Here is a 20714-nt window from a genome sequence, read left to right as displayed (position 1 = left end):
ATCATCCCTGGCGGGCGAGACGCCGGAGCCGAGTGATCAGCGTCGCCACCAGCACGTGTTGCGGCGCATCGGCCGGCAGAGCCGCTTGCTGGTCGTCGCGCAGTGACTCCAAGGACTGGAGAGCCGCCGCCACCGAGCCCGCACCGGCGTGCAGCACGGCGATCGCATAACGGCTCTCGAACGCCTCGGGGGATGCGGCGCCGAATGCCTGGTCCTGGCGGCCCAGGAGGTCTTCGTACTCTTCCAGTGCCTCGCCGGTCCGTCCCAGCTCGCGCAGGCACGCGGCGCGGCCGGCCAGGGCCGCGAGAACCTGGGGGTCCGTGGCGGGGCGCGTCGCCTCGAGTTCGGTCCGCAGCGTCGTATAGCCGGCGTAGGCCTGACGCAGGCGCCCGCCGCGGCGGGAGTAGTCGAAGAGACGCAGAAGTTCGTCAGGCGTCGCGGGTTCCGCACGGTCTTTGAGCAGCCGGTCGAGGAGCTCGGCCGCGCGCTCGTACCGGCCCTCCTCGGCAAGCGTTGTGATCCGCTGCAACGCCTCGGTGTCAAAGCCGCCCGCTGCTCCGTCCGCGGGTGTGATCAGCGCGGCGGGGGGCTCGGCCGGCCCGGGGCCGCTCACGGCGTCCTGGTGTGTCTCGCCCACAGGTTCCGCCGGGGGATCCACAGGGGCCGCGGGCGCCGGCAATGCGGCCCCGGAGGCGCCGACGGCCGCCGCGAAGTCCTCGGCGCCCGGCGGCGGCACCACGGCGGTCGGCGCCAGGGACGCGGTCAATGTCGCCTCGGGGGCACGTCGAGGTCGCAGCACGCGGGTGTAAGGCAGGGTGGGGTCCACGGTGGCCGCCGGTACCCCGTGGGCCACCGCAACGAGATCCGGACTCGTCGGCAACTCCTCTTCCAATGCGGCAAGTTCGGCGACCAGCGGCGCCATGACGCCGAACACCTCGGCCGCGTCGTCGGGGCGAGACTCAGGCTGCTTGGCCATGAGACGGGCGATCAGCTCGGCCAGTTGCGGGTGGACGTCCGGCCGATGGGAAACCAGCGCGTCCGGCTCACCGTGGACGTGCTGATACGGCAGCGCCAGATTGGGGCCCGGGAACGGGGACACACCCGCGACAAGCTGGTAGAGCACGCACCCGAGGGCATAGAGATCGCTGCGCTCGGTGGCGCGCTGGCCGAGGAACTGCTCCGGCGCGATGAACCCCAGGGTGCCGATGGGGAAGTCGCCCCTCGTCAGCGGCTGCTCGCCGGATGCGGGTTCGAGCGCCGCGGCGATCCCGAAGTCCAGCACCTTGACGACGCCGCCCGGGGTCAGCATGACATTGCCGGGCTTGAGGTCGCGGTGGACGACGCCCATCCCGTGGGCGTATCCGAGCACTTCACTGATCTGTGCCGCGATGGCGGCGACCCAGCTCAGGGGCAGACGCCGGCGCACGACGAGCTCGTCCGCCAACGTGCGGCCGGGGACGAACTGCATGACGACGAACATGCGACCGTCATTCGTGACGCCGACGTCGTAGACCGTGGGCACGTTTGGGTGTTCGAGCCGGGCGGTGATCACCGCCTCCCGACGGAAGCGTTCCCGCACGACATGGGGCTTCATCCCGGGGACGTGTTGCGAGATCAGCTTCAGCGCGACCTTGCGGTCGAGGTGGTTGTCGTGGGCAAGCCAGACCTCGCCCATGCCACCCTCGCCGAGGCGCTCCACCTTCTCGTACCGTTCGTGCTGTTCCGGACCCTGCGGCACGCCGCGGTCACCCCCGTTCTCCTCGGTCCTCGATCATCCCAGCCGCGGAGGCCCCGCGCGGGGCCTCCGCGAATACCGCGGGTTCAGGGCGCATAGGGCGCCCGGAACGGCCGGGCGGGGTCCTCGGACGCGGGTGTGATCACCACGTCGGCAGCGGGCGCCGGAAGGTGGGAGAACAGCCGTGCGTAGACCTCGGCCCCGGACGCGGGCCGGCTGTCGGGGTCCTTGGCCGTCAAGGCGTCGATGAGCGCTTGGACACCATCGGGAACGACGATGCCGCGGTCGGCCAACGTGGGCGGCGGGTCGTACAGATGGCGCCCCGGCAGCAGCGCGGGACTGTCGTCGGGGAACGGCGGGACACCGGCCAACAGGTGGTGCAGGAGGCAGCCTGCGGCGTACAAATCGCTGCGGCCGTCCACCTTGTGATCGCGGTTGTCGCCCTCGAAGTACTCGGGTGCCGCGTACAGCACGTTGCCCAGCAGCTCGCCGGTCACCGTGAGCCCCTGCGCGTCGATCATGGGTTTGACGAGACCGAAGTCCAGGATCTTGAGCAGGCCGCCGCGCGTGACCATGAGGTTCGCGGGCTTGATGTCGCGGTGCACGAGGCCGGCTCGGTGGGCCACTTCGAGACCGGCGCACAATTGCGCGACAACCGCGGCGGCTTCCGGGACCGTGAACCGGCCGCGTTCGGCCAGCAGGTCGCGCAGCGTGACGCCGTCGATCAGGGGCATGATCAGCCAGCGGACTCCGTCGTCCCGGGTGTCGGCGTCGTAGACGGTGGCGATGTTGGGGTGGTCGAGTCGGGCGGCGGCCTGGGCTTCGCGGTGGAGGCGGCGCAGCAGGCGGGCACCGTCGTCGCCGTCCTGAGGCGGCAAGGCGATCTTGACCGCGACGGGGCGGTCGAGGTGCTCGTCGTGTCCCTGCCAGACGGCACCCATCGCGCCGCGTTCGAGCGGCGTGTCGAGCCGGTAGCGGCCGCGCAGCCGGTCACCCGCGCGCATGGTCGTGTCCATGGTCGAGAGCCCGTCCCTTCGGCCCGCCCGTGTCACCTGGGCATGTGACTCTAGAGGCAGATACGCTGAGCAACCAACCGGAACATCGTGAACTTAGTCAAGTGACCTCTTGGCGAGCCGCTCGTTCCACAGGTACGTTGACTAGGCCCGGGGCCCGGTTGCGCCCCCGAACGTTTGTCAGCGACCTTGCCTAGGGAGTTCGTGATGCCCGCTGTCACCGAGCCACCGGTGTCCGTGACACTGGCCGAGATCGCGCGAATCGCCAACGTCGGCCGCGCGGCGGTGAGCAACTGGCGTCGGCGGCACAGCACTTTCCCGAGTCCGATCGGCGGGAGCGACACCAGTCCGCTCTTTGCCCTCAACCAGGTTCACCAGTGGCTACGCGACCAGGGCAAGCTGGTGGACGACGATGCCGGCGCCGAGCTTCTGTTGTGGCCGCGCTTCGAGGCACTGGGCGACCGGGATCTCATGGCCCTGGCCATCTCCGAGGTCGCGAACCGGCTGCGCCCCGCCGACAACCGTCCCGGAGCGGACACCACACTGCCGGCAACCGCCCACGCGGTCGTCGACCAGGCCGAAGAACTGGCACGCCGCCAAGGCGAAGCCGACACGTTCACCTTTCTCTTCGACCGCTGGGTCGGCACCCACGTACGGCAGATCGTCACGACACCGCCGCAACTCGCGGAGCTGATGGCGGAGATCGCCGCCACCGTCCATGCCGGCGCCGCGGAACCGGTCAAGGTCCGGGAGGTTCTGGACCCGGCCTGCGGCACCGGCAGTCTGCTGGCGGCGGCAGCCCGTATCCACGCGGCCACGTCCCGTACACGTCTGCGATTGCGCGGGCAGGACGTGAATCCGGCGGTGGCGGCGCTCGCCGCCGCCCGACTCCGGATGTCCGACGCCACCCGCAAAGCCGACTCCGAAGTCCGCGTCGGCGACTCGTTGCGCGACGACCGATGGCCCGACACGACGGCGGACACCGTGCTGTGCAATCCACCGTCCAACGAACGCAACTGGGGCCACGATGAGTTGGCCGCCGACCCCAGATGGGTCTACGGTCATCCACCGGCCGGCGAGCCGGAGTTGGCCTGGGTACAGCACATCCTGGCGCACCTGCGCCCCGGCGGCGTCGCCGTGGTGCTCCTGCCGCCCGGCGTGGCGGCGCGGCGTGCGGGTCGTCGGATCCGGGCCGGGCTTCTGCGCTCAGGCGCGCTCAATTCGGTGGTCGCGCTGCCCGCCGGAGCCGCGCCGCCACACGGTGTGCCCCTGCATCTGTGGGTGTTGACCGCGCCGCGCCGCGAGGCGAACATGCGGTCGCCGGAACATCTGGTGTTCATCGACGCGGCCGATCAGGTGGTGGACCGTTCCGGAGCGGGCACCGGGTCCGGGACGGCACGGGCGTTGGTGGATTGGCCGGGCCTGCGCACCACCGTCCTCGATCAGCTGGGCGCGCGGGACGACCGCCTCGGCCCCGCGGCGAAAACCGTTCCGGTCATCGATCTGCTCGACGAGGCAGTCGATCTCACTCCGGCACGGCATGTTCCGGCGCGCGCGTCCGACGCGGGGAGGAGGATCGCCCGCTCATGGCGCCAGTTGGTGAAATACCTGGCGGAAATCGACACTCTCACAGGTGAGTTGCGCTCCTTGGAGATCGGACGCACCGATCCGGGCGCCGGCACGACCGTCGACGAACTCGTGCGTGCGGGAGCCCTCACGCTCCGGTCGGGGCAGGCTCTGCCCGCTGACCTCCCGCTGAGCGGCGGGCCGGTGCCCGACGACGCCCTTGCCGTGCTCACCGTCGCCGACCTCGTGGCCGACGCCACGCCGACCGCATGGGTGACGACCGAGGCGGCCCGGATTCACGCGGACGCGCTCACCGTGACCCGACCGGACGACATCGTGGTCGTGGGCACCGTCCGCGCGTTCCGCGTGTGGGTGGACGAACACGCGCCGACGGTCCTCGGCTCCCAGGTCCATGCGGTCACCGCCGACCCCGACGTGTTCGACCCCTGGTTCCTGGCCGGATGCCTGGGCGCTCCGTCGAACGGCAGGCAGGCCGGCACGCACGCCTCCACGGTGTCCCGCATCAACGTACGGCGGCTGCGCGTGCTCCGCCTGCCCTTGGCGGAACAGCGGCGGTATGGGGCCGTGTTCCGCAAGTTGGCGACGTTCCGCGCACTCCTGGCGGAGGCAGGTGGCCTCGGCGAGGATCTGGCCTCGACTCTGCGCGACGCGCTTGCCGAGGGACGGGCGGCGCCCGGGTGAGAGGTGCCCGTCAGCTGTCGTGGAAAGACCGCAGCAGTTTGTCGATGCCCGGTTCGGTGGAGCGTTCCAGAACATCGATCTCCAGTTCGTCCCGCGCTTCGCGAACCGGGCGGGAGATCTCGTCAGGGAGCCGGGCGATCATCGGTCCTGCCTCGCGCAGGACCTCGACGGCTTCGGCGATCTCGCCGGACAGGAGCCGGCACTCGGCGAAGCGGAGCGCCCACCGCGTACGGTCCGCGAGACCGGAGGGCGTCGACACGGCAGGCGCGTCATCCCGCAGGTCCCGGTAGAACTCCGCGGCACGGTGGCAACTGCCCACGAGGCGAAGCCCTTCCGCGGCAAGGCGCCACATGCGGACCACACGGCGGTTGCGCCGCCCGAGTTCGGTACGGGCCCGGTGCGCGCAATCGGCAAGCGCGGCGACCGCGTCTCCCGGTGCGTCGGCGGCGAGTTCGGCCTCGACCGACGCGCACAGCCGGTCGATGTCGCCGGCCGTCAGCCAGGTCGGCGGACGAGGCGGGGCGACGGGGGCAGTCGGCTCGCGACGCGGCGTGGCATCGGGCAGCCGGTAAGGCAGGGTGGGGTCCTGGTCGAGACCCGGCTGCGGCACGGGGTCACCTTCGGACGGCAGGAACGGCCTGAGGACGTCCAGGACTTCACCGATGTCCGGGCGTTCCTGCGGCGCTTTGGCCAACATCCGCGCGATCAGGTCGTCGATCTCCGACGGGAGATACGGCACCCATTTCCGCGCGCGGTCGGGGAGATCGTGCAGGTGTTGTTGGTCCAGCGCACTGCCGGTGCCCAGGAAGGGACGGCGGCCGGCGAACAGGACGTAGAAGACACATCCGAGGCTGTAGATGTCGGAGAGGGTGGTCGGCTCTCGGTTCATCAGCTGTTCCGGCGCCTGATAACCCTTGCTGCCGAGCGTTGAGCCGTTGCGGGTGTAATTGGTGACGTTGGCGCCCAGGGGTTTGGCGATGCCGAAGTCGATGAGGGTGCACACGCCATCCTCGCGGATCATCACGTTCTCGGGTTTGAGGTCGCGGTGCACGATGTCGCCGCGGTGCGCCGCGGCCAACGCGTCCGCGGTCTGATAGGCGATCGCGACGGCCGTCACGACGGCGAACGACGTCAAATGTCGTTGATTGGCAAGGCTCTTGCCCTCGACGAGCTCCATGACGATGAACGGGACGGTGCGGTACGAACCGGTGTCGAGCAGGCGCGGAATGCCAGGGTGCGCCAACTGCCCCAGCAGGACCGCTTCGCGGCAAAGGCTCCGTGCGCGGGCAGCTCGAAACGGCGTGGGAGGGGTTACGCCACACCCCCTCCCACGCCGCGTTCATGTCCGTCGCGCGGGTGCCGTCAGCCGCGGGCGACGTTCCCCAGGAGGGCCTTGGCGATGATCACCTGTTGGATCTGGCTGGTCCCCTCGTAGATGCGGAACAGCCGTGCGTCGCGGTAGAAGCGTTCGGCGGGGACGCCGCGGATGTAGCCGGCGCCGCCGTGGATCTGGACCGTGCGGTCGGCCACCCGCCACACCATCTCGCTGGCGAAGTACTTCGTACACGAGGGCCCGATCTTCGTGTCCTCGCCGGTGTCGAACTTACGCGCCGCTTCGAGGACGGTGGCCCGCCCCGCGTAGTAGTCGGTCATGGAGTCGGCGACCAAGCCCTGCACGAGTTGGTACGAGCCGATCGGGCGTCCCGACTGCTGCCGGGTCCGGGCGTATTCGACGGACTCGTCGACCAGGCGCTCGGCCATGCCCACGCACAGGGCGGAGATGTGCACGCGGCCGTGGGCGATGCAGCCCATGGCGGTGGAGAAGCCGCGGTTCAGGCCGGCCTCGCCGCCCACCAAAGCCGAGGCCGGGACCCGGACATCGTCGAAGTAGACGTCGGCGGTCCATGCTCCCATCTGGCCCATCTTGTGGTCGCGCGGGCCGACGGTCAGGCCGGGTGTGCCGGCGGGGACCAGGAAGGTGGAGATGCCACGCGTGCGCGGCGCGTCCTTGTCGGTGCGGGCGAACACCATGAACACGTCGGCGAGCGGCGCGTTGGTGATGTACCGCTTCGCGCCGTTGATCACCCACTCGTCGCCGTCGAGGCGTGCGTGGGTGGTCAACGTCGAGGGATCGGAGCCCGCGTCGGGCTCGGTCAGGGCGAACGACGCGGTCACCTCGCCACTGGCGATGCGCGGCAGCCACTGCTTCTTCTGCTCGTCGGTGCCTCCGACCATGAGCACGTGCCCGGCGATGCCGTTGTTGGTGCCGAACATGGAGCGCAGCGAGGGTGTGGTGTAGCCCAGCTCGAACATGAGCTGCACTTCTTCGTACATGGACAGGCCGAGGCCGCCGTATTCCCCGGGCAGGGCAAAGCCGAAGAGCCCCATCTGCTTGGCCGCCGCGCGGATCTCCGCCGGCATCTCGTCCTTCTCGTCGATTTGCGCTTCGAGCGGCACCACACGCTCGCGGACGAATTTCCGCACTTCGGACAAAACCGCCGCGAAGTCTTCCGCCTCCACCGTTGCCTCCGTAACCGCGGGGACGCCCCGCCGGATTGTTGTGTAGGGCGGCCCATATGTGTCGGGCGCCCCGTTGTGGCCGACAGGCGCCTACGGCAGCCGTACCGCCGGGCGGCCGGTGGGGGCGGTCCCGTAGAGCTGGGGCAGCGCATCGATCAGTTCCTCGGCGGTCACCGCGCGGCCGGTCCGGCTCGGGTGAATGCCGGTGACCGTCCAGCCCTGGAGGCGGTTGACCTTGTCGCCGTCGATGCGCAGCACCTGCCCGGTCAGCCAGGAGGAGGCGTCCGAGGCGAGGTAGACGACGACTCCGGAGGCGTTCGCCGGGTCACGGGGGTCGAAGCCGTCGGCGCCGATGTCGCTGTGCCCCACCGCGAGGTCGGCGGTCATGCGGGTGGCCGCGATCGGGGAGATGGCGTTTGCGGTGACCCCGTAGCGGCGCATCTCCAGGGCCGTGATCGCGGTCAGATTCGCGATGCCTGCCTTGGCCGCACCGTAGTTGGCCTGGCCGACGTTGCCGAACAGGCCTGTGCCGGACGTGGTGTTGACGATCCGGCCCGCGACCGGCTCACCTCGCTTGAAACTGTCTCGCCAGTAGGCGCACGCGTGGCGGCTGAGCGCGAACGTGCCCTTGAGGTGGACCGCGATAACCGCGTCGAAGTCGGCCTCGCTCATGGAGAACAGCATGCGGTCGCGGACGATGCCCGCGTTGTTCACCACGATGTCCAGGCGGCCGAACTCAGCGACGGTGTCGGCCACCAGAGCCTCCGTGGCCTGCCAGTCCGACACCGAGCAGTGGCTGGCCTTCGCGGTGCCGCCCGCCTTGGTGATCTCGGCGGCCACCTCGTCGGCGGGGGACTCGCCGACCTGCTCGCCGTGCAATCCCGAGCCGAGGTCGTTGACGACCACTGTGGCGCCCGCGTCCGCCAGGGCCAGGCAATGCGCCCTTCCGAGTCCCCGGCCGCCACCCGTGACGATGGCGACCTTGCCGTCGAGGAGCCCCACGGCATACCTCCCAATCAGGTGTGTGAATCAGATGTTTTCTCGGTGAAGCGCGGCAACCGCGACCGAGCGTGATCCGCCGCTCGACACGTGTCGCGTCCGAACGGTCAGCGGCTGACGAGGATTTGGGCGTTGTTGTACATGATGTCGTCCTTCACGGACTCGTCGAGGTCGCCCAGCAGTCCGCGGAAGTCGGCGGGGTTGGCGAGGCCTTCGGCGTGCGGGAAGTCGGATCCCATCACGAGCGAGTCGTGGTGGCCGAGCCGCCGGACGAGACTGACCACGTCGTCCTCCGGGTACGGCACGACGCGTACGTGCTTGCGGAAGACCTGGCTGGGCCGCTCGTCGAGCTGGCCACCGATCCAGGGGCCGTTGCGGCCCATGCCGCGGGACTTGTCCATGTGCCGGACGAAGTGCGGCACCCACTCCGCGCCGAACTCGGACACCAGGACGTGGATGTTCGGGAACCGGCCGAAGAGGTTGTCGAAGATCAGCGCGGACAGCGTCTCCTCGATCGGGCGCTGACCGTAGGTGTTCTGCCACTGCCAGGCGGACATCCGGAAGTGAATCGGGCTGGGGTCGTGGCCCCAGGCCGGCGCCGCGTGGGAGTTGTAGTAGTACTCGCTGATGTGGTAACAGACGCTGGCGCCGGCCTCGTCGACGAGTTTCCAGAACGGGTCGAAGTACGGGTCGCCCGGCGACCGGCCGTAGACGGGGCCGGTGGGCAGCAGGATGAAGCGGGCACCCTGCTCCAGCACGTACTCCAACTCCTTGACGGCGCTGGGCAGATCGCGCAGCGACATCATGGCGGGCGCGTAGATGCGCCCCTGGTGGTCGAAGCCCCACACGTCGTTCATGTAGCGGTTGAAGGAGTGGTAGTTGGCGTACAGCGGCTCGACGCCCCGCACGTACTCCTCCGCGACCAGGGCCCACCCGCCCGGATACATGATGGTCTGGTCCACGCCCTGCGCGTCCATGGCCGCCAGCCGGGCGTCGCGGTTGGTGTATTCCTCACGCATCGGCTCGAACTGATAGGTCTCCTCGGGGTTTCCCGAGCCCATCGCCTTCAGCATCTCCTTGAGCGAGCCGGGCCGGTAGACCTGGCCGAACTCCGGCTCCAGGCACACCACGATCCGGTCGCCGGCCAGGATGACCTCGCGGCCGTCCGCCAGAGTGACCGGCGCGACGGCCTGCCCCAGGTATTCCTTGGGGAGGTAGCGGGTGAACGAGTCCCGCTCCTCGTACATGTGGTTGTCGCAGTCGAAGATGGGTTTGCGCTGCTCGCTCACGTTGTCAGCTCCGATCACACCTCGATGATTCAGTCATCATACTTCAATTATCTGACTATATTGCTCTCGAGTGTCAGCCGGGTGCCCGCCGGGCCCGCCATCCCCTCCGGACGACAGACGCGATCTTGTGCAGTATGGACAAATAAGATTGATGTATACACTGAAAGGGTGATCGTTGATGAAGGTCGGCCTGTGGTTCGATCTCCGCAATCCGCCGAACTGGCGGCAGGACCCCGCACAGCTCTACGGCTTCACCCTGGAGATGTGCGAGGAGGCGGAGCGGTTGGGCGCCGACTCGGTCTGGTTCTCCGAACACCATCTGTTCGAGGACGCCTACCTTCCGCAACCCCTGACCTTCGCCGCCGCGGCAGCCGCGCGCACACGCCGGGTCCGCGTGGGAACGGGCATCCTCGTCGCGCCGCTGCGCAAGACACCGCAACTGGCCGAGGAGGCCGCGGTGGTGGACATCATCAGCGGGGGCCGGCTTGATCTCGGACTGGGCGCGGGCTACCGCGTGCCCGAGTTCCGGCTCTTCGACGCGGACATCGAAGCCCGTTACCGTACCCTCGACGCCCAGGTCGGCGAACTCCGCCGCCTGTGGACCGAGGAAGGGGTCACCCCGGGGCCGGTGCAGCCCCGGCTGCCTGTGTGGCTCGGTTACCAGGGCCCCAAGGGGGCGCGCCGGGCGGGCCGCATGGGCGAGCGTCTGCTGACCGCGAACGCCGCGTCATGGCCGCATTATCGGGAAGGGCTGCTGGAGGGCGGGCACCATCCGGCCGACGGCCGGATGGCGGGCGGCATCGAGGCGTTCGTCACCGACGACCCGGAGCGTGACTGGCCCTTGGTCGCGCCGCACATCGCGTACCAGCTCGACAGCTATCGCCGGTACATGGTGGAAGGGACCGGGAAGCCGACGCCCCGGCCGGTGGATCCGGAGAAGCTGCGCGGCCGGGCCCCACGCGGCCCTCTGTCCTCGTACATATTCGACACGCCGGAGGAAGTCGCCAGGCAGGTCTGGGAGTACGTCGGCGATGCCCCCGTGGAGACCGTATGGTTCTGGGCATCCGTCGCCGGGCTACCCCCCGAGGCCGTCGCCCGGCACGTCGAAACGATCTGCACGCGCCTTCGCCCGCTGCTCCAAGCCGACCCCGCGGCCTGACGGACGCGCGTAAAAGCGCGGCCCACGCACACGATCAGCGCGGCGGGCCCACCAGTGGAAGGACGGAAGCATGAACAGGCTGGCAGGCAAGACCGCGGTCGTCACCGGCGCCGCGTCCGGCATCGGTGCGGTGACCGCCGAACGACTCGCTGCGGAGGGAGCCCGCACTGTCGTCGCGGACCTGAACCTCGCCGGCGCCCAGACGGTGGCGGACCGCATCATCGCGGCCGGCGGCACCGCACTCGCGGTCGAGGTCGATCTCGGCGACGCCGACTCGGTTCCCGCGCTGATCGAACGCACAGTTCGGGAGTACGGCACCATCGACGTCCTGCACAACAACGCCGCCGCCACACACCTGGCGGCCCGGTCCGATCCGGCCGTCGCCGAGGCGGACCCGCAGGTCTGGGACGACACGATGCGCATCAACGTGCGCGGAACGGTCCTGGCGATCAAGGCCGCAGTGCCGCACATGATCGAACAGGGGACAGGGTCGATCATCAACACCTCGTCGGGATCGGGGCTTGCCGGCGACCTGCGCAACCCCGCGTACGGCGCGTCCAAGGCGGCTCTGAACAACCTCACGCGGTACGTGGCCACCCAGTACGGCAAGCAGGGCGTACGGTGCAATGCCATCGCCCCCGGGTTCATCGTCACCGGGGCGAGCTCCGGGTCCGCGCACGGTGCGATGCAGGAGACCATGCTCCGGCACCACCTCACGCCCCGGCTGGGCCGACCCGAGGACGTCGCGAACGCCGTGGTCTTCCTCGCCTCGGACGAGGCGGGGTTCATCACCGGCCAGACACTCTGCGTCGACGGCGGACTGCTCGCCCACCAGCCGTACGTGGCCGACATGCGGCAGGGATAGCTCCTGTCGCCGAGCGGTGGTTGCCCGGGGTCGCCGTCACGGCCGCCTCGCACGCGCGTCGGAACTCGCGGTGCCCTGATGCCCGTGCCCCCGAAGGCGACTTCACGCGCCCGGTCACTCCGGCAAGGGCGCGTGGCGGGATTTCACCGGACCATTGTCGGCACGCCACCACGGTGTTAGCGTCGGGCTCAAATCCCCTCGCCGATTCACCCGAATCATCACGGATGGTGAGCATGCGCGGCCCCGATCTTCGCAACCGTTTGCAAGCCGTTGACTGGGGGGTTTCCACCGCCGCGGTGATCAGTGCACCGTCCGCTGCGGATGCCCCGTTCGGCGTGTACACCGACCAGGCACACCGCTGGATCCGTGACGTGCGCGACGTCTTCGCCGTCACTCCGTCCTCGTACCGTGCGGTCGCGGGCTGGGCGAATCTGCAACCGGACGGTCCCACTTCCTGGGACGCGGCGGCGCTCGCCCGCTGCGACCGCGCGCTGGACGCGTTCGCCGACGCGGGCGGCGGGCCCGCGCTGACACTGCTCCACGGGGACATGCCGCCCTGGGTGGACGAGGCGGGTGGCTGGCTCGATCGTGACACCGCGTCGCGCTTCGCCGACTTCGCGCACGAGCTCGGACAGCGGTTCGGTGACCGCGTCTCGCGCTGGGTGACCGTCGGGAACATGTCCCAGCCGGTGTTCGACCACGTCGCGGGCATGTTTCACCTCGATCGCGCGGCGGGTGTGGCTGGCCTTCCGGCCCTGCACCACCTCCTGCTGGGCTCGGGCCTCGCCACCCAGGCGCTGCGTGCCTCCGACGGGACAGCGCGGGTCATGACCTCGTCCCTGCTCATGGGCGGGTACCCCGCAACCCACGACCCGGCGGACCGGCTTGCCTTGGAACTCCTGGAGAACTGGGCGCACCGCCTCTTCCTGGACCCCATGCTGCACGGCAGCCATGTGGCCACCGACAGCGGCTACTCCCCTGTTGAGGAAACCGGGTGCGTGCGCCCCGGCGACATGGACACCATCGCCACTCCGCAGGATGCGCTGGGCCTGCTGTGGCACGTGCCGTCGCGGGTCGCCGCGCCGGAGAACCTGCTCCGTGTGCTGTCCCCGAACGACCGCTTCCGCGCTTTGAACGAGCTGAACAGTCTGCTCGCGCTGCTGGGTTTCACGCTCATACCGATGGACGACGTCGAGACCACCGTGTATGGGTGGCCCGTGGTGCCCGAGGCGCTGGCGGACGCGGTGGCGGCCCTTCACGACCTCTACGGCGAGGCACTCCCGCCGGTGCACATCATCGACAACGGCATGTGCGACGTCGAGCCGGAGGCCGACTCCCCCGAGGCCACCGCGCGGCGGCGCACCCGACTCGCCAACCAGCTCTCCTGGCTCGCCGACCTGATGGACCACGGTGTGGACGTGCGGGGGTACGAGTACTGGAGCATCCTCGACAACCTTGAGTTCAAGTTCCGCTACTCGCGGCTGTACGGGGTCGCCGTGCCCGACCGCGAGCACCTTCCGCAGCCCCAGATCCCGTACGACTGGGTGCATGAAGGCGTTTTCGCCGCTCCCGTGCCGAGTGAGCCCCAGCCACCCGCCGGGCGGGCGGAGAGTACGCGCCGGCTTCGGCTCGTCTAGGTTCCGCCGCGCGGCACCTCGGCCGACGGGGAGGCGGCCCGCCGGGGCGGGCGCCTCTCCCGAATTCACCTCTCCGACGCGTTGTCCTGCTCGGAAAGCCACTGTTCGTGCCGGTCGAAGTGCCCCGGGTCACGGCTGACCCAGATGCCGCTCGCGCGGGCGATCACGGCGCGGCCCGGCAGCAGGACCATGTCGCCGGAGATGTACCAGCGCGATCCCTCGCGCCGGTCCACCCAGGCGCGGACCCGCAACGGGCGCTCCACGGGGACGGGCTTGACGAAGGAGACCGTCAGCTCCGCGGTGACCGACAAGGTGCGATTGAGCAGCGGCAGGTGGCCCAGGCACTCGTCCAGCACGGCGGCCGTCCAGCCGCCGTGGGCGACATTGGGGCCGCCCTCCTGATCTCGGGGGCAGGACACCGCGAACCACGCGGTCCCCGCCTCGTCGAGATGCTCGCGCTCGACCCCGAGCCGGCAGGTGCCGGTGACGCGGCAGGCCCCGCAGAGAGCCACCCCGCCCGGGGTGCGGGGCGGCTCCTGAAAGTCCGAGCCGGCCCATACGTCGCGAGGAGTGTGGGTCTCGCGGCGATTGCTGGACGTCATGGTGTTCCTTCCCTGTGGGGTGGCGGGGTGGCGGAGTCCGCGGCGGCGCGACCGCTCAGACCGCGCCCGCCCTCCGCAGTTCTTCCAGTTCGGCCTCCCCGACATCCGCGAGGCGGGCCAAGACCTCTGCGGTGTGCTCACCGAGCCGGGGCGGGGCCTTGTACGCGTCCACGGGGGTGGCCGACAGCCGGATCGGGTTCGCCAGCAGCGGCAGGCGCCCGGAGACCGGGTCGTCGACCTCCACGAGCATGCGGCGGTGCCGCACCTGGGGATCGGCGAAGACCTCCGGCATCTCGTGGATCGCGCTCGCCGGAACGTCGTGGGCCTCCAGCAGGGCCAGCCACTCGTCGCGGGTGCGGGTGCGGAAGATGCCCTCCAGTACGGGGAGGATCTTCTCGCGGTTGGCGATGCGGGCACTGGTGCCGGCGAACCTCGGATCCGTCAGCAGGTCCTCGCGTCCGGCCGCCGCGCAGAAGGCGGCGAACTGCTTGTCGTTGCCCGCCACCAGGAACAGCGGCCGGTCCTGGCACATGAACGCCTGCGACGGGATGCCGCCGTAGCCGCCGTTGCCACGTCGTTGGGGAACCTCGCCGCCGACCAGGTAGTTCATGGCGAAGTGGGACAGCGACGCCAAGCCGCAGTCGAGCAGTGAGAGGTCGATGTGCTGGCCCTCACCGGTTTCGTCCCGATGGCGAAGTGCCGCCAGGACGGCCATGCCACCGTAAAGGCTGGTCAGGATGTCCACCATGCTCACGCCGACCTTCATCGGCTCGTCCGGATGACCGGAGACGCTCATCATGCCGGACATCGCCTGGAAAACGCCGTCGTAGCCGGGACGGGTCGCATACGGACCGTCCTGCCCGAAGCCGGTGACCGACAGGTAGACCAGACCAGGATTGAGCTCGCGCAGGCTTTCGTGGTCGAGTCCGTACTTGCGCAGCGTGCCGGCGCGGAAATTCTCCACCACGACGTCGCTGCGGGCGGCGAGCCGCCGGATCAGTTCCTGCCCTTCCGGGATCGCGTGGTTGACGGTGATCGACTGCTTGTTGCGGTTGCAGGCGAGGTAGAACGCCGCCGTATCGGTGGGTTCGCCGGACGCGTCCGCCAGGAAGGGCGGCCCGTAGGTGCGGGACTCGTCACCGCTTCCCGGGCGCTCGACCTTGATCACCTCGGCCCCGAGATCAGCCAGCCACTGCGTGGCCAACGGGGCGGCGAGCACGCGGGACAGGTCCAGAACTCGTATACCGGCCAAGGCTGTCGACGGCATGGCAGGACTCTCCTCGCCGGACCACGGGGTCGCCCCCTCAAATAATAGATAGATAAATTATCGTAGCTCATAGAATAGAATCTGCGTGGGGCGTGTGCCCCGCACGCGGCCTCCGCCGTCTCCATGCACCGGGAAAACGGTCCGTCCCGATCGGACGAGAGGCCCCGCCCCCCAGCCCCGGCGGGCGGGTCGACGAGGCGCGGGTCCCGTCGGCGCCAGGCGCCATCGAAACGACGGAAGATCCGGGGAGACGCACCGGCCGTCCGGGCGGTCCGACACCATCGATACCTGGTCGGCGGGCGGCCGGCATGCGGCGGCGCCGACCGCGGGATGCGGCCGGAGTCTGTCACCGGTCGGCGTCTTCTCTCCGGGCCTCGGCCATGTACGGCAGCATGCCCAGCACGGTCGCGGCGGTGGTGCCCGCGTCGACGGGGATCACCGTTCCCGTGACCCAGCGCGATTCCGTACCGGCGAGGAAGAGCACCGCCCAGGCCAGGTCCCAGGCATTGCCCTCGATGCCAAGCATGTTCGCCGCGCTGCGCAACCGCCTGCCCTCTTCACCGCCGTGGTCGCCGATGGGAGTGTGCAGGTGGCCGGGGACCAGGCAGTTGACGCGAATGCCGTCCCGCCCCCAGGAGTAGGCCAGGTCGACGGTCATCGACTGCAGGGCCCCCTTGCTGGCCCCGTATGCCCCGCTGCCGAATCCGCGCAGCGCCGCCACGGACGAGACGTTGACGACGGATCCGCCGCCCGCGGCCACCAGATGGGGGTGGGCGGCACGGGCCACCTGCATGGCCGCGGTGACGTTGAGGGCGAAGACCCGGTCCCAGCCGGCCCGGGTGGTGGCGGCGATGCCGCCCTCGCCGCTGATGCCCGCGTTGTTCACCACCGCGTCCAGCCGTCCGACGCGGCCGGCGAAGTCGTCGACCGCGCCTCGTGCCGCGTCCTCGGCGGTGATGTCCGCGACGAGCGCGACGGCCCGGCCGCCGACTTCCTCGACCAACCCGCGGGTGTGGGCGGCCCGCGCGGCGTCGACGTCGAGGATGCCGACGGTGGCCCCCTGTGCGGCCAGCAACATGGCCGTCGCCGCTCCCGTGCCCGGGAGCTCACCCGCACTTCCCGCGCCCGTGACGAGCACCGCCTTGCCTGCCATGCGCGCGCCTCGGCCGTCGGTGTGTCCGCCGACGGCGAACGGGCCGTCGCTCGGCGTCGGAACGAGGCGGGCCTCCCCGCCGGGAACAGCGGCGTGCGGCGTGCCGGTCATCGGGATCTCCTTCCGTGAATGCCCGGCCTTCGGACCGGGAGTGCCACGCCGTGCGACGGCCGCGGATGGGCCACGCGTGCCCGCGTGACGACGCGGCGCGGGCGTCAAGAGATGATGGTGCGACCGCCGTCCAACATCAGCGTGGCTCCCGTCAGGTAGGCCATGTCGTCGCTGACCAGGGCCGCGACGGCGCGTCCGATGTCGTTCACCGGCTCCCCCAGACGTCCGAGCGGGAACTCCGCCGTGAGCCTGGCAAGTCGTTCCGGACGGGCCTGGAGGTATTCGTCGGCGGCGGGGCTCGACGCCGCCGGGCAGATGGTGTTCACGCGGACCCCGTACGCCCCCCACTCCCGCGCGGCCACGCGGGTCAGGCCCCGGATCGCCTCCTTGGCCATCGCGTACGACCCGAAACCGGGGTCCCCCAGCACCGCCGTGGAGGAGCCGAGATTGACCACACTGCCGCCGTTGACCCGCAGGTGCGGCAGTGCCGCGAGCATCGCGTGGAACGTGGCGAGCGGCCCGCTCCGGTACGCGAGGTCCACGTCCTCGGCGGTGGTGTCCTTCAGGAGCCGCTGGACGGACGTCTGGGCGTTGTTCACCAGGATGTCGAGACCGCCGCTCGCGGAGACGCTTTCGGCCACCATCCGCTCGACGTCCTCGCGGCGCCCGACATCTCCGGTGACGACGTGCGCTCGGGCACCGCGGGCGGCGATCTCCTCCGCGACCGTGCGCAATTTGCTCTCGGTGCGCCCGGCGACGACGACCGTGGCACCCTCGCCGGCCAGGGCGAGCGCGATGCCGCGGCCCACCCCTTGGCCGGCTCCGGTGACGAGCGCCGTTTTACCGTACAGCCGTGCCGTTTCCGTCATCGTCGCCCTTCCTCGAACCGACATGTCTCGTGACGGCGCTTGCCTCCGGTGATGCCGCGAACGGCTCTCACCCGCCGTCCTTCTCACCGAGCCCGGCGAAGCGGGGCGGACGGTGTTCGATGAAGCTGCGCACTCCCTCCCGGTAGTCCGGCGCCTGCTTGGCCTCGGCCAGCAGGCCACGGGCCACGTCGCGTGCCTCGACGAACCCGCGGTTCGCGTCGTCGACCAGCTGGCGCTTGATCAGCGACATGGCGTACGGACTGCACTCCCGGGCGAGTTCCCCCGCGTACTCCAGCGCCGTGGGCAGCAGCTCGTCGGGTTCGACCAGGCGGTTGACCAGGCCCATGGCAAGTGCCTCGGAAGCGGTCACCTTGCGGGAGGACAGCAGCATGTCGGTCGCGTGGCCCATGCCGACCACGCGCGGCAGGATCCAGGAGACACCGTCCTCCGCCACGAGTCCCCGGCGGCTGAAGGCCGCCGCGAACCTGGCTCCGGGGACCGAGAACCGGACGTCGCACATGAGCGCCTGGTTGAACCCGATGCCGGCGCACGCGCCGTTGACCGCGGCGATCATCGGCTTGGGAAAGGACATCGGGCGGCTGCGCGGGGGCAGTTGGTCGGTGGGCCAGGGGCGTGCCCCGGAGGACGCGGCGTCGAGCACGCTCATGTCCATGCCGGGGCAGAAACCGCGCCCCGCGCCGGTGAGGACCACGGCACGGACATCGGGATCGGTCTCGGCCCGGTCGAGCAGTTCGTTGTACCGCAGCTCCATGTCGAGCGTCCACGCGTTGTAATGCTCGGGCCGGTTGAGGGTCAGCACGACGACCCCGCCGTCGTGCTCCTCCCACAGGATGACCGGGGCGGCTTCGGTGCCGGCTTCCGGCGTGTCCGCGCGGTTGGGTTCGATCGTCACGTGGCCTCCGGTTCGTGGCACGGGGTGTCCGGCTTCGGGCGCATCACTCGGCGAGGCGGGCCGCAGCCGTGCCGGTGACGACCTCGGCGCCGTGCTGGTTGACGGTACGCAGAGAGATTTCGGCGAGCGGACCCGCGTCGTCACGCGTGACGGCATCGACGGTCGCGGTCACCGTGAGCGTGTCGCCGGGCCACACCTGCGCCTTGAAGCGAACCCCGAAGCGGAGAAGGTTCTCCCGGCCCAGCCAATCGGTGAGCACCCTGCCGGTCATACCCATGGTGAGCATGCCGTGGGCGAACACGCCGGGGTAGCCGGCCACCTTCACAGCGAACTCCTGATCCGTGTGCAGGGGGTTGAAGTCGCCCGAAGCACCGGCGTATTGCACGATCTGCGTGCGCTTGAGGTCCTCCACGACCACCTGCTCGCGGGAGTCGCCCGCCTTCACCTCGTCGACGGACAGGGGCATCAGCCGTTCCTCCTGGTGTTCTCGGAGCCGGGTTCCGTGGTGGGGGCCTGAGTCGTCACACCAACCGAGCGCGCGGTGACCACGAGGCCGCCTGTCGCGTCCCGGTATTCGGTGATCTGTTCGGTGAACCGGAGCACTCCCGCGCGTCCGGTCTTCTCCCACGAGCGGCCCTGGCGGGTGCTGCCGGAGAGGACGTCGCCGACACGCAGCGGCCGGTGGTACTCGAAGTGCTGTTCGGCATGCAAGCCGTCGGCGCCGTCGAGAGTGAAGCCGGCACCCGCACCTGAGCCGAACCACTCCTTGCCGGGCAGTGGCCGCAGCGGATACTCGTCGTCGTGATGGGCGGCGGCCATCGTGAACGTGGGGGGCGCGACGGGCCGGGCGCCGGGGTCCGCCAGGTCGGCGTGATAGGCGGGGTCGTGGTCGCCGATCGCCCGGGCGAACACCAGTAGGTGCCCGGCTTCGACAGGGAATGCGGTCACTGCCATGCGGTTCGTCCTCGTTTCACACGTCGGGAACGCCCACTGCGGTCCGTGTGACCGTGTCGCGGGCGATGCCTGCCGGAGGCGTCAGGCGGTGGGAGCGTCCAGTTCGCGGAGAACCTCGCCGGTGTGCTCGCCCAAGACGGGGGCGCCGGATCGGGGCTTGTCGTCCACGCCCCAGAAGTTCACCGGCGTGGCCACGGTGCGCAGCGGCGGCGCTCCCCCCATGCCGGGCTGTTCGACGAAGGCGCCGATGGCCTCCGCCTGGGGATCCGCGCTGATCTCGGCGAGAGTCTGCACGGGAGCCCACCACACGCCTTCGGCGTCGAAGCGGGCCGCCCACCCCTCCAGCGGGCGCTTGGCGAACTCCTCGTCGAAGACGGCGATGAGTTCGCGGACATGGCCGCGCCGGGACCGTCCGGTCGCGAACCGCTCGTCTTCGCCGAGGTCTTCGCGGCCCAGCGCCTTGAGCACGCCGGGCCAGTGCCGGTTGCCTTCGAGGCCGACCAGCCAGAACCAGCGCCCGTCGCCGGCCTGGTAGGAGTTGTACAGGGGGGACTCGTGTTCGGTGCGCGGCCTGGTGCGCCCGCGCTTTCCGAAGTAGTTCTGCAAGGCGAGGTCGTTGCCGATGGCGTAGGTGCCGGAGCGCAGCAGGGACACGTCGACCACGGTGCCCTTGCCGGTGCGTTCCCGGCGCAGCAGGGCGGCCAGGACGCCGGCCACGAGGTTGGCGGCGGCGGCGCGGTCGCCCAGTCCCGGCCGGATCGCGGGCGGCGCTTCACCGGTGGGGTTGAGCATCGCGGCGATGCCCGGACGGGCCCAGAACGCGGAGACGTCGTAACCGGCGCGGTCCCGGTCGTCGCCGGACCAGCCGTAGCCGGTGAGGGTTCCGACGACCAGGCGGGGATGCCGGGCCCGCAGTGACTCCGGGTCCAGCCCGAGCCTCTCCAAGGCGCCGGGGCGCAGGTTGGTGACGAAGACGTCGGCGCGGTCCAGCAGGCGCTCAAGTGCCCGCGTGCCGTCTTCTGCCCTCAGGTCGAGGACGATGCCGCGCTTGCCGCGGTTGTCGGTCTCGAACGGCGGCTCGCTGTCCACCTGTTGCCCTACGTGCTTGAGCGTGTACCGGTTCGGGTCCCCCGCCGGCGCCTCCACCTTGATGACGTCGGCGCCCCAGTCGGCCATCATCGTGGCGGCGGCCGGAGCCGCCACCCACATGCCGAGCTCGACGACCCTGTAGCCCTCCAACGGCCGCACACTGACCTCCGTCTCCACGCCGGCGTTTCACCACCAGACATTTAATTATTCAACTAGATACACTAATCTATCTTCTGCGTCTACAAGTGTGTCCCGTCCGACCCGGAGGCCA

Annotated in this window: 17 protein-coding genes and 1 pseudogene; 4 read left to right on the top strand and 14 right to left on the bottom strand. The window is 70.2% G+C overall.

Features of this window, described 5'->3' with window-relative positions; all coding sequences use genetic code 11:
* Position 1: 1 nt before the first annotated feature.
* Positions 2 to 1738, bottom strand: a complete 1737-nt coding sequence (locus LO772_RS31470) for a serine/threonine-protein kinase (protein ID WP_231775429.1) — start codon at positions 1736 to 1738, stop codon at positions 2 to 4.
* An 83-nt stretch (positions 1739 to 1821) separates the two neighbouring features.
* A complete protein-coding gene (locus LO772_RS31465) occupies positions 1822 to 2751 on the bottom strand; it encodes a serine/threonine-protein kinase (RefSeq protein WP_231775428.1) in 930 nt (309 codons plus the stop codon).
* Positions 2752 to 2955: 204 nt separating this feature from the next.
* On the opposite strand from LO772_RS31465, the gene LO772_RS31460 reads away from it, so the two are divergent.
* Positions 2956 to 5016 carry an N-6 DNA methylase gene (locus LO772_RS31460; RefSeq protein WP_231775427.1) on the top strand — a complete coding sequence of 687 codons (2061 nt, stop codon included), beginning with the start codon at positions 2956 to 2958 and terminating at the stop codon, positions 5014 to 5016.
* A 10-nt stretch (positions 5017 to 5026) separates the two neighbouring features.
* Here LO772_RS31460 and LO772_RS31455 read toward each other — a convergent pair.
* The 4 genes and pseudogenes from LO772_RS31455 to LO772_RS31440 all read right to left on the bottom strand — a co-directional run.
* Positions 5027 to 6286 (bottom strand): annotated as a pseudogene (locus tag LO772_RS31455) (serine/threonine-protein kinase); the annotation flags it as partial.
* Positions 6287 to 6378: 92 nt separating this feature from the next.
* Positions 6379 to 7536, bottom strand: a complete 1158-nt coding sequence (locus tag LO772_RS31450) for an acyl-CoA dehydrogenase family protein (RefSeq protein ID WP_231775425.1) — start codon at positions 7534 to 7536, stop codon at positions 6379 to 6381.
* 90 nt (positions 7537 to 7626) lie between these two features.
* Entirely contained in the window at positions 7627 to 8538 is a 912-nt protein-coding gene (locus LO772_RS31445) for an SDR family NAD(P)-dependent oxidoreductase (protein WP_231775424.1), read from the bottom strand.
* A 104-nt stretch (positions 8539 to 8642) separates the two neighbouring features.
* On the bottom strand, positions 8643 to 9842 hold the full coding sequence (locus tag LO772_RS31440; RefSeq protein ID WP_231775423.1) for an amidohydrolase family protein: 1200 nt from the start codon (positions 9840 to 9842) through the stop codon (positions 8643 to 8645).
* Positions 9843 to 10002: 160 nt separating this feature from the next.
* On the opposite strand from LO772_RS31440, the gene LO772_RS31435 reads away from it, so the two are divergent.
* From LO772_RS31435 to LO772_RS31425, 3 genes are all read left to right on the top strand, one after another.
* Positions 10003 to 10983, top strand: coding sequence for an LLM class flavin-dependent oxidoreductase (locus LO772_RS31435; protein ID WP_231775422.1), 981 nt, complete (start codon positions 10003 to 10005; stop codon positions 10981 to 10983).
* 70 nt (positions 10984 to 11053) lie between these two features.
* The gene (locus LO772_RS31430; protein ID WP_231775421.1) at positions 11054 to 11848 is read left to right on the top strand and encodes an SDR family NAD(P)-dependent oxidoreductase; all 795 of its coding nucleotides are present in this window, start codon (positions 11054 to 11056) and stop codon (positions 11846 to 11848) included.
* A gap of 296 nt (positions 11849 to 12144) precedes the next feature.
* Positions 12145 to 13485, top strand: a complete 1341-nt coding sequence (locus LO772_RS31425; protein ID WP_231775420.1) for a family 1 glycosylhydrolase — start codon at positions 12145 to 12147, stop codon at positions 13483 to 13485.
* 65 nt (positions 13486 to 13550) lie between these two features.
* Here LO772_RS31425 and LO772_RS31420 read toward each other — a convergent pair whose 3' ends face one another.
* The 8 genes from LO772_RS31420 to LO772_RS31385 all read right to left on the bottom strand — a co-directional run bounded on the left by LO772_RS31420 (position 13551) and on the right by LO772_RS31385 (position 20620).
* Entirely contained in the window at positions 13551 to 14087 is a 537-nt protein-coding gene (locus LO772_RS31420; protein WP_231775419.1) for a PaaI family thioesterase, read from the bottom strand.
* Positions 14088 to 14142: 55 nt separating this feature from the next.
* Positions 14143 to 15354, bottom strand: a complete 1212-nt coding sequence (locus LO772_RS31415) for a CaiB/BaiF CoA transferase family protein (protein ID WP_231775418.1) — start codon at positions 15352 to 15354, stop codon at positions 14143 to 14145.
* 346 nt (positions 15355 to 15700) lie between these two features.
* Entirely contained in the window at positions 15701 to 16618 is a 918-nt protein-coding gene (locus LO772_RS31410) for an SDR family NAD(P)-dependent oxidoreductase (protein WP_231775417.1), read from the bottom strand.
* 104 nt (positions 16619 to 16722) lie between these two features.
* The gene (locus LO772_RS31405) at positions 16723 to 17487 is read right to left on the bottom strand and encodes an SDR family NAD(P)-dependent oxidoreductase (protein WP_231775416.1); all 765 of its coding nucleotides are present in this window, start codon (positions 17485 to 17487) and stop codon (positions 16723 to 16725) included.
* A gap of 67 nt (positions 17488 to 17554) precedes the next feature.
* A complete protein-coding gene (locus tag LO772_RS31400; RefSeq protein WP_231775415.1) occupies positions 17555 to 18400 on the bottom strand; it encodes an enoyl-CoA hydratase-related protein in 846 nt (281 codons plus the stop codon).
* A gap of 43 nt (positions 18401 to 18443) precedes the next feature.
* The gene (locus LO772_RS31395) at positions 18444 to 18866 is read right to left on the bottom strand and encodes a MaoC/PaaZ C-terminal domain-containing protein (protein WP_231775414.1); all 423 of its coding nucleotides are present in this window, start codon (positions 18864 to 18866) and stop codon (positions 18444 to 18446) included.
* Positions 18866 to 19354, bottom strand: coding sequence for an FAS1-like dehydratase domain-containing protein (locus LO772_RS31390; RefSeq protein WP_231775413.1), 489 nt, complete (start codon positions 19352 to 19354; stop codon positions 18866 to 18868). Before LO772_RS31390 ends, LO772_RS31395 begins: the two co-directional genes overlap by 1 nt.
* 81 nt (positions 19355 to 19435) lie before the next feature.
* On the bottom strand, positions 19436 to 20620 hold the full coding sequence (locus LO772_RS31385) for a CaiB/BaiF CoA transferase family protein (RefSeq protein WP_231775412.1): 1185 nt from the start codon (positions 20618 to 20620) through the stop codon (positions 19436 to 19438).
* Positions 20621 to 20714: the final 94 nt, after the last annotated feature.

Source organism: Yinghuangia sp. ASG 101 (assembly GCF_021165735.1).
Lineage (GTDB): Bacteria > Actinomycetota > Actinomycetes > Streptomycetales > Streptomycetaceae > Yinghuangia.
This window is presented reverse-complemented; position numbering and strand designations above follow the sequence as displayed.

Coding starts and splice junctions, on each gene's coding strand:
- LO772_RS31410 (WP_231775417.1), bottom strand. CDS start 16,618: ATGACCGGCACGCCGCACGCCGCTGTTCCCGGCGGGGAGGCCCGCCTC.
- LO772_RS31405 (WP_231775416.1), bottom strand. CDS start 17,487: ATGACGGAAACGGCACGGCTGTACGGTAAAACGGCGCTCGTCACCGGA.
- LO772_RS31435 (WP_231775422.1), top strand. CDS start 10,003: ATGAAGGTCGGCCTGTGGTTCGATCTCCGCAATCCGCCGAACTGGCGG.
- LO772_RS31395 (WP_231775414.1), bottom strand. CDS start 18,866: ATGCCCCTGTCCGTCGACGAGGTGAAGGCGGGCGACTCCCGCGAGCAG.
- LO772_RS31460 (WP_231775427.1), top strand. CDS start 2,956: ATGCCCGCTGTCACCGAGCCACCGGTGTCCGTGACACTGGCCGAGATC.
- LO772_RS31420 (WP_231775419.1), bottom strand. CDS start 14,087: ATGACGTCCAGCAATCGCCGCGAGACCCACACTCCTCGCGACGTATGG.
- LO772_RS31430 (WP_231775421.1), top strand. CDS start 11,054: ATGAACAGGCTGGCAGGCAAGACCGCGGTCGTCACCGGCGCCGCGTCC.
- LO772_RS31465 (WP_231775428.1), bottom strand. CDS start 2,751: ATGGACACGACCATGCGCGCGGGTGACCGGCTGCGCGGCCGCTACCGG.
- LO772_RS31390 (WP_231775413.1), bottom strand. CDS start 19,354: ATGGCAGTGACCGCATTCCCTGTCGAAGCCGGGCACCTACTGGTGTTC.
- LO772_RS31415 (WP_231775418.1), bottom strand. CDS start 15,354: ATGCCGTCGACAGCCTTGGCCGGTATACGAGTTCTGGACCTGTCCCGC.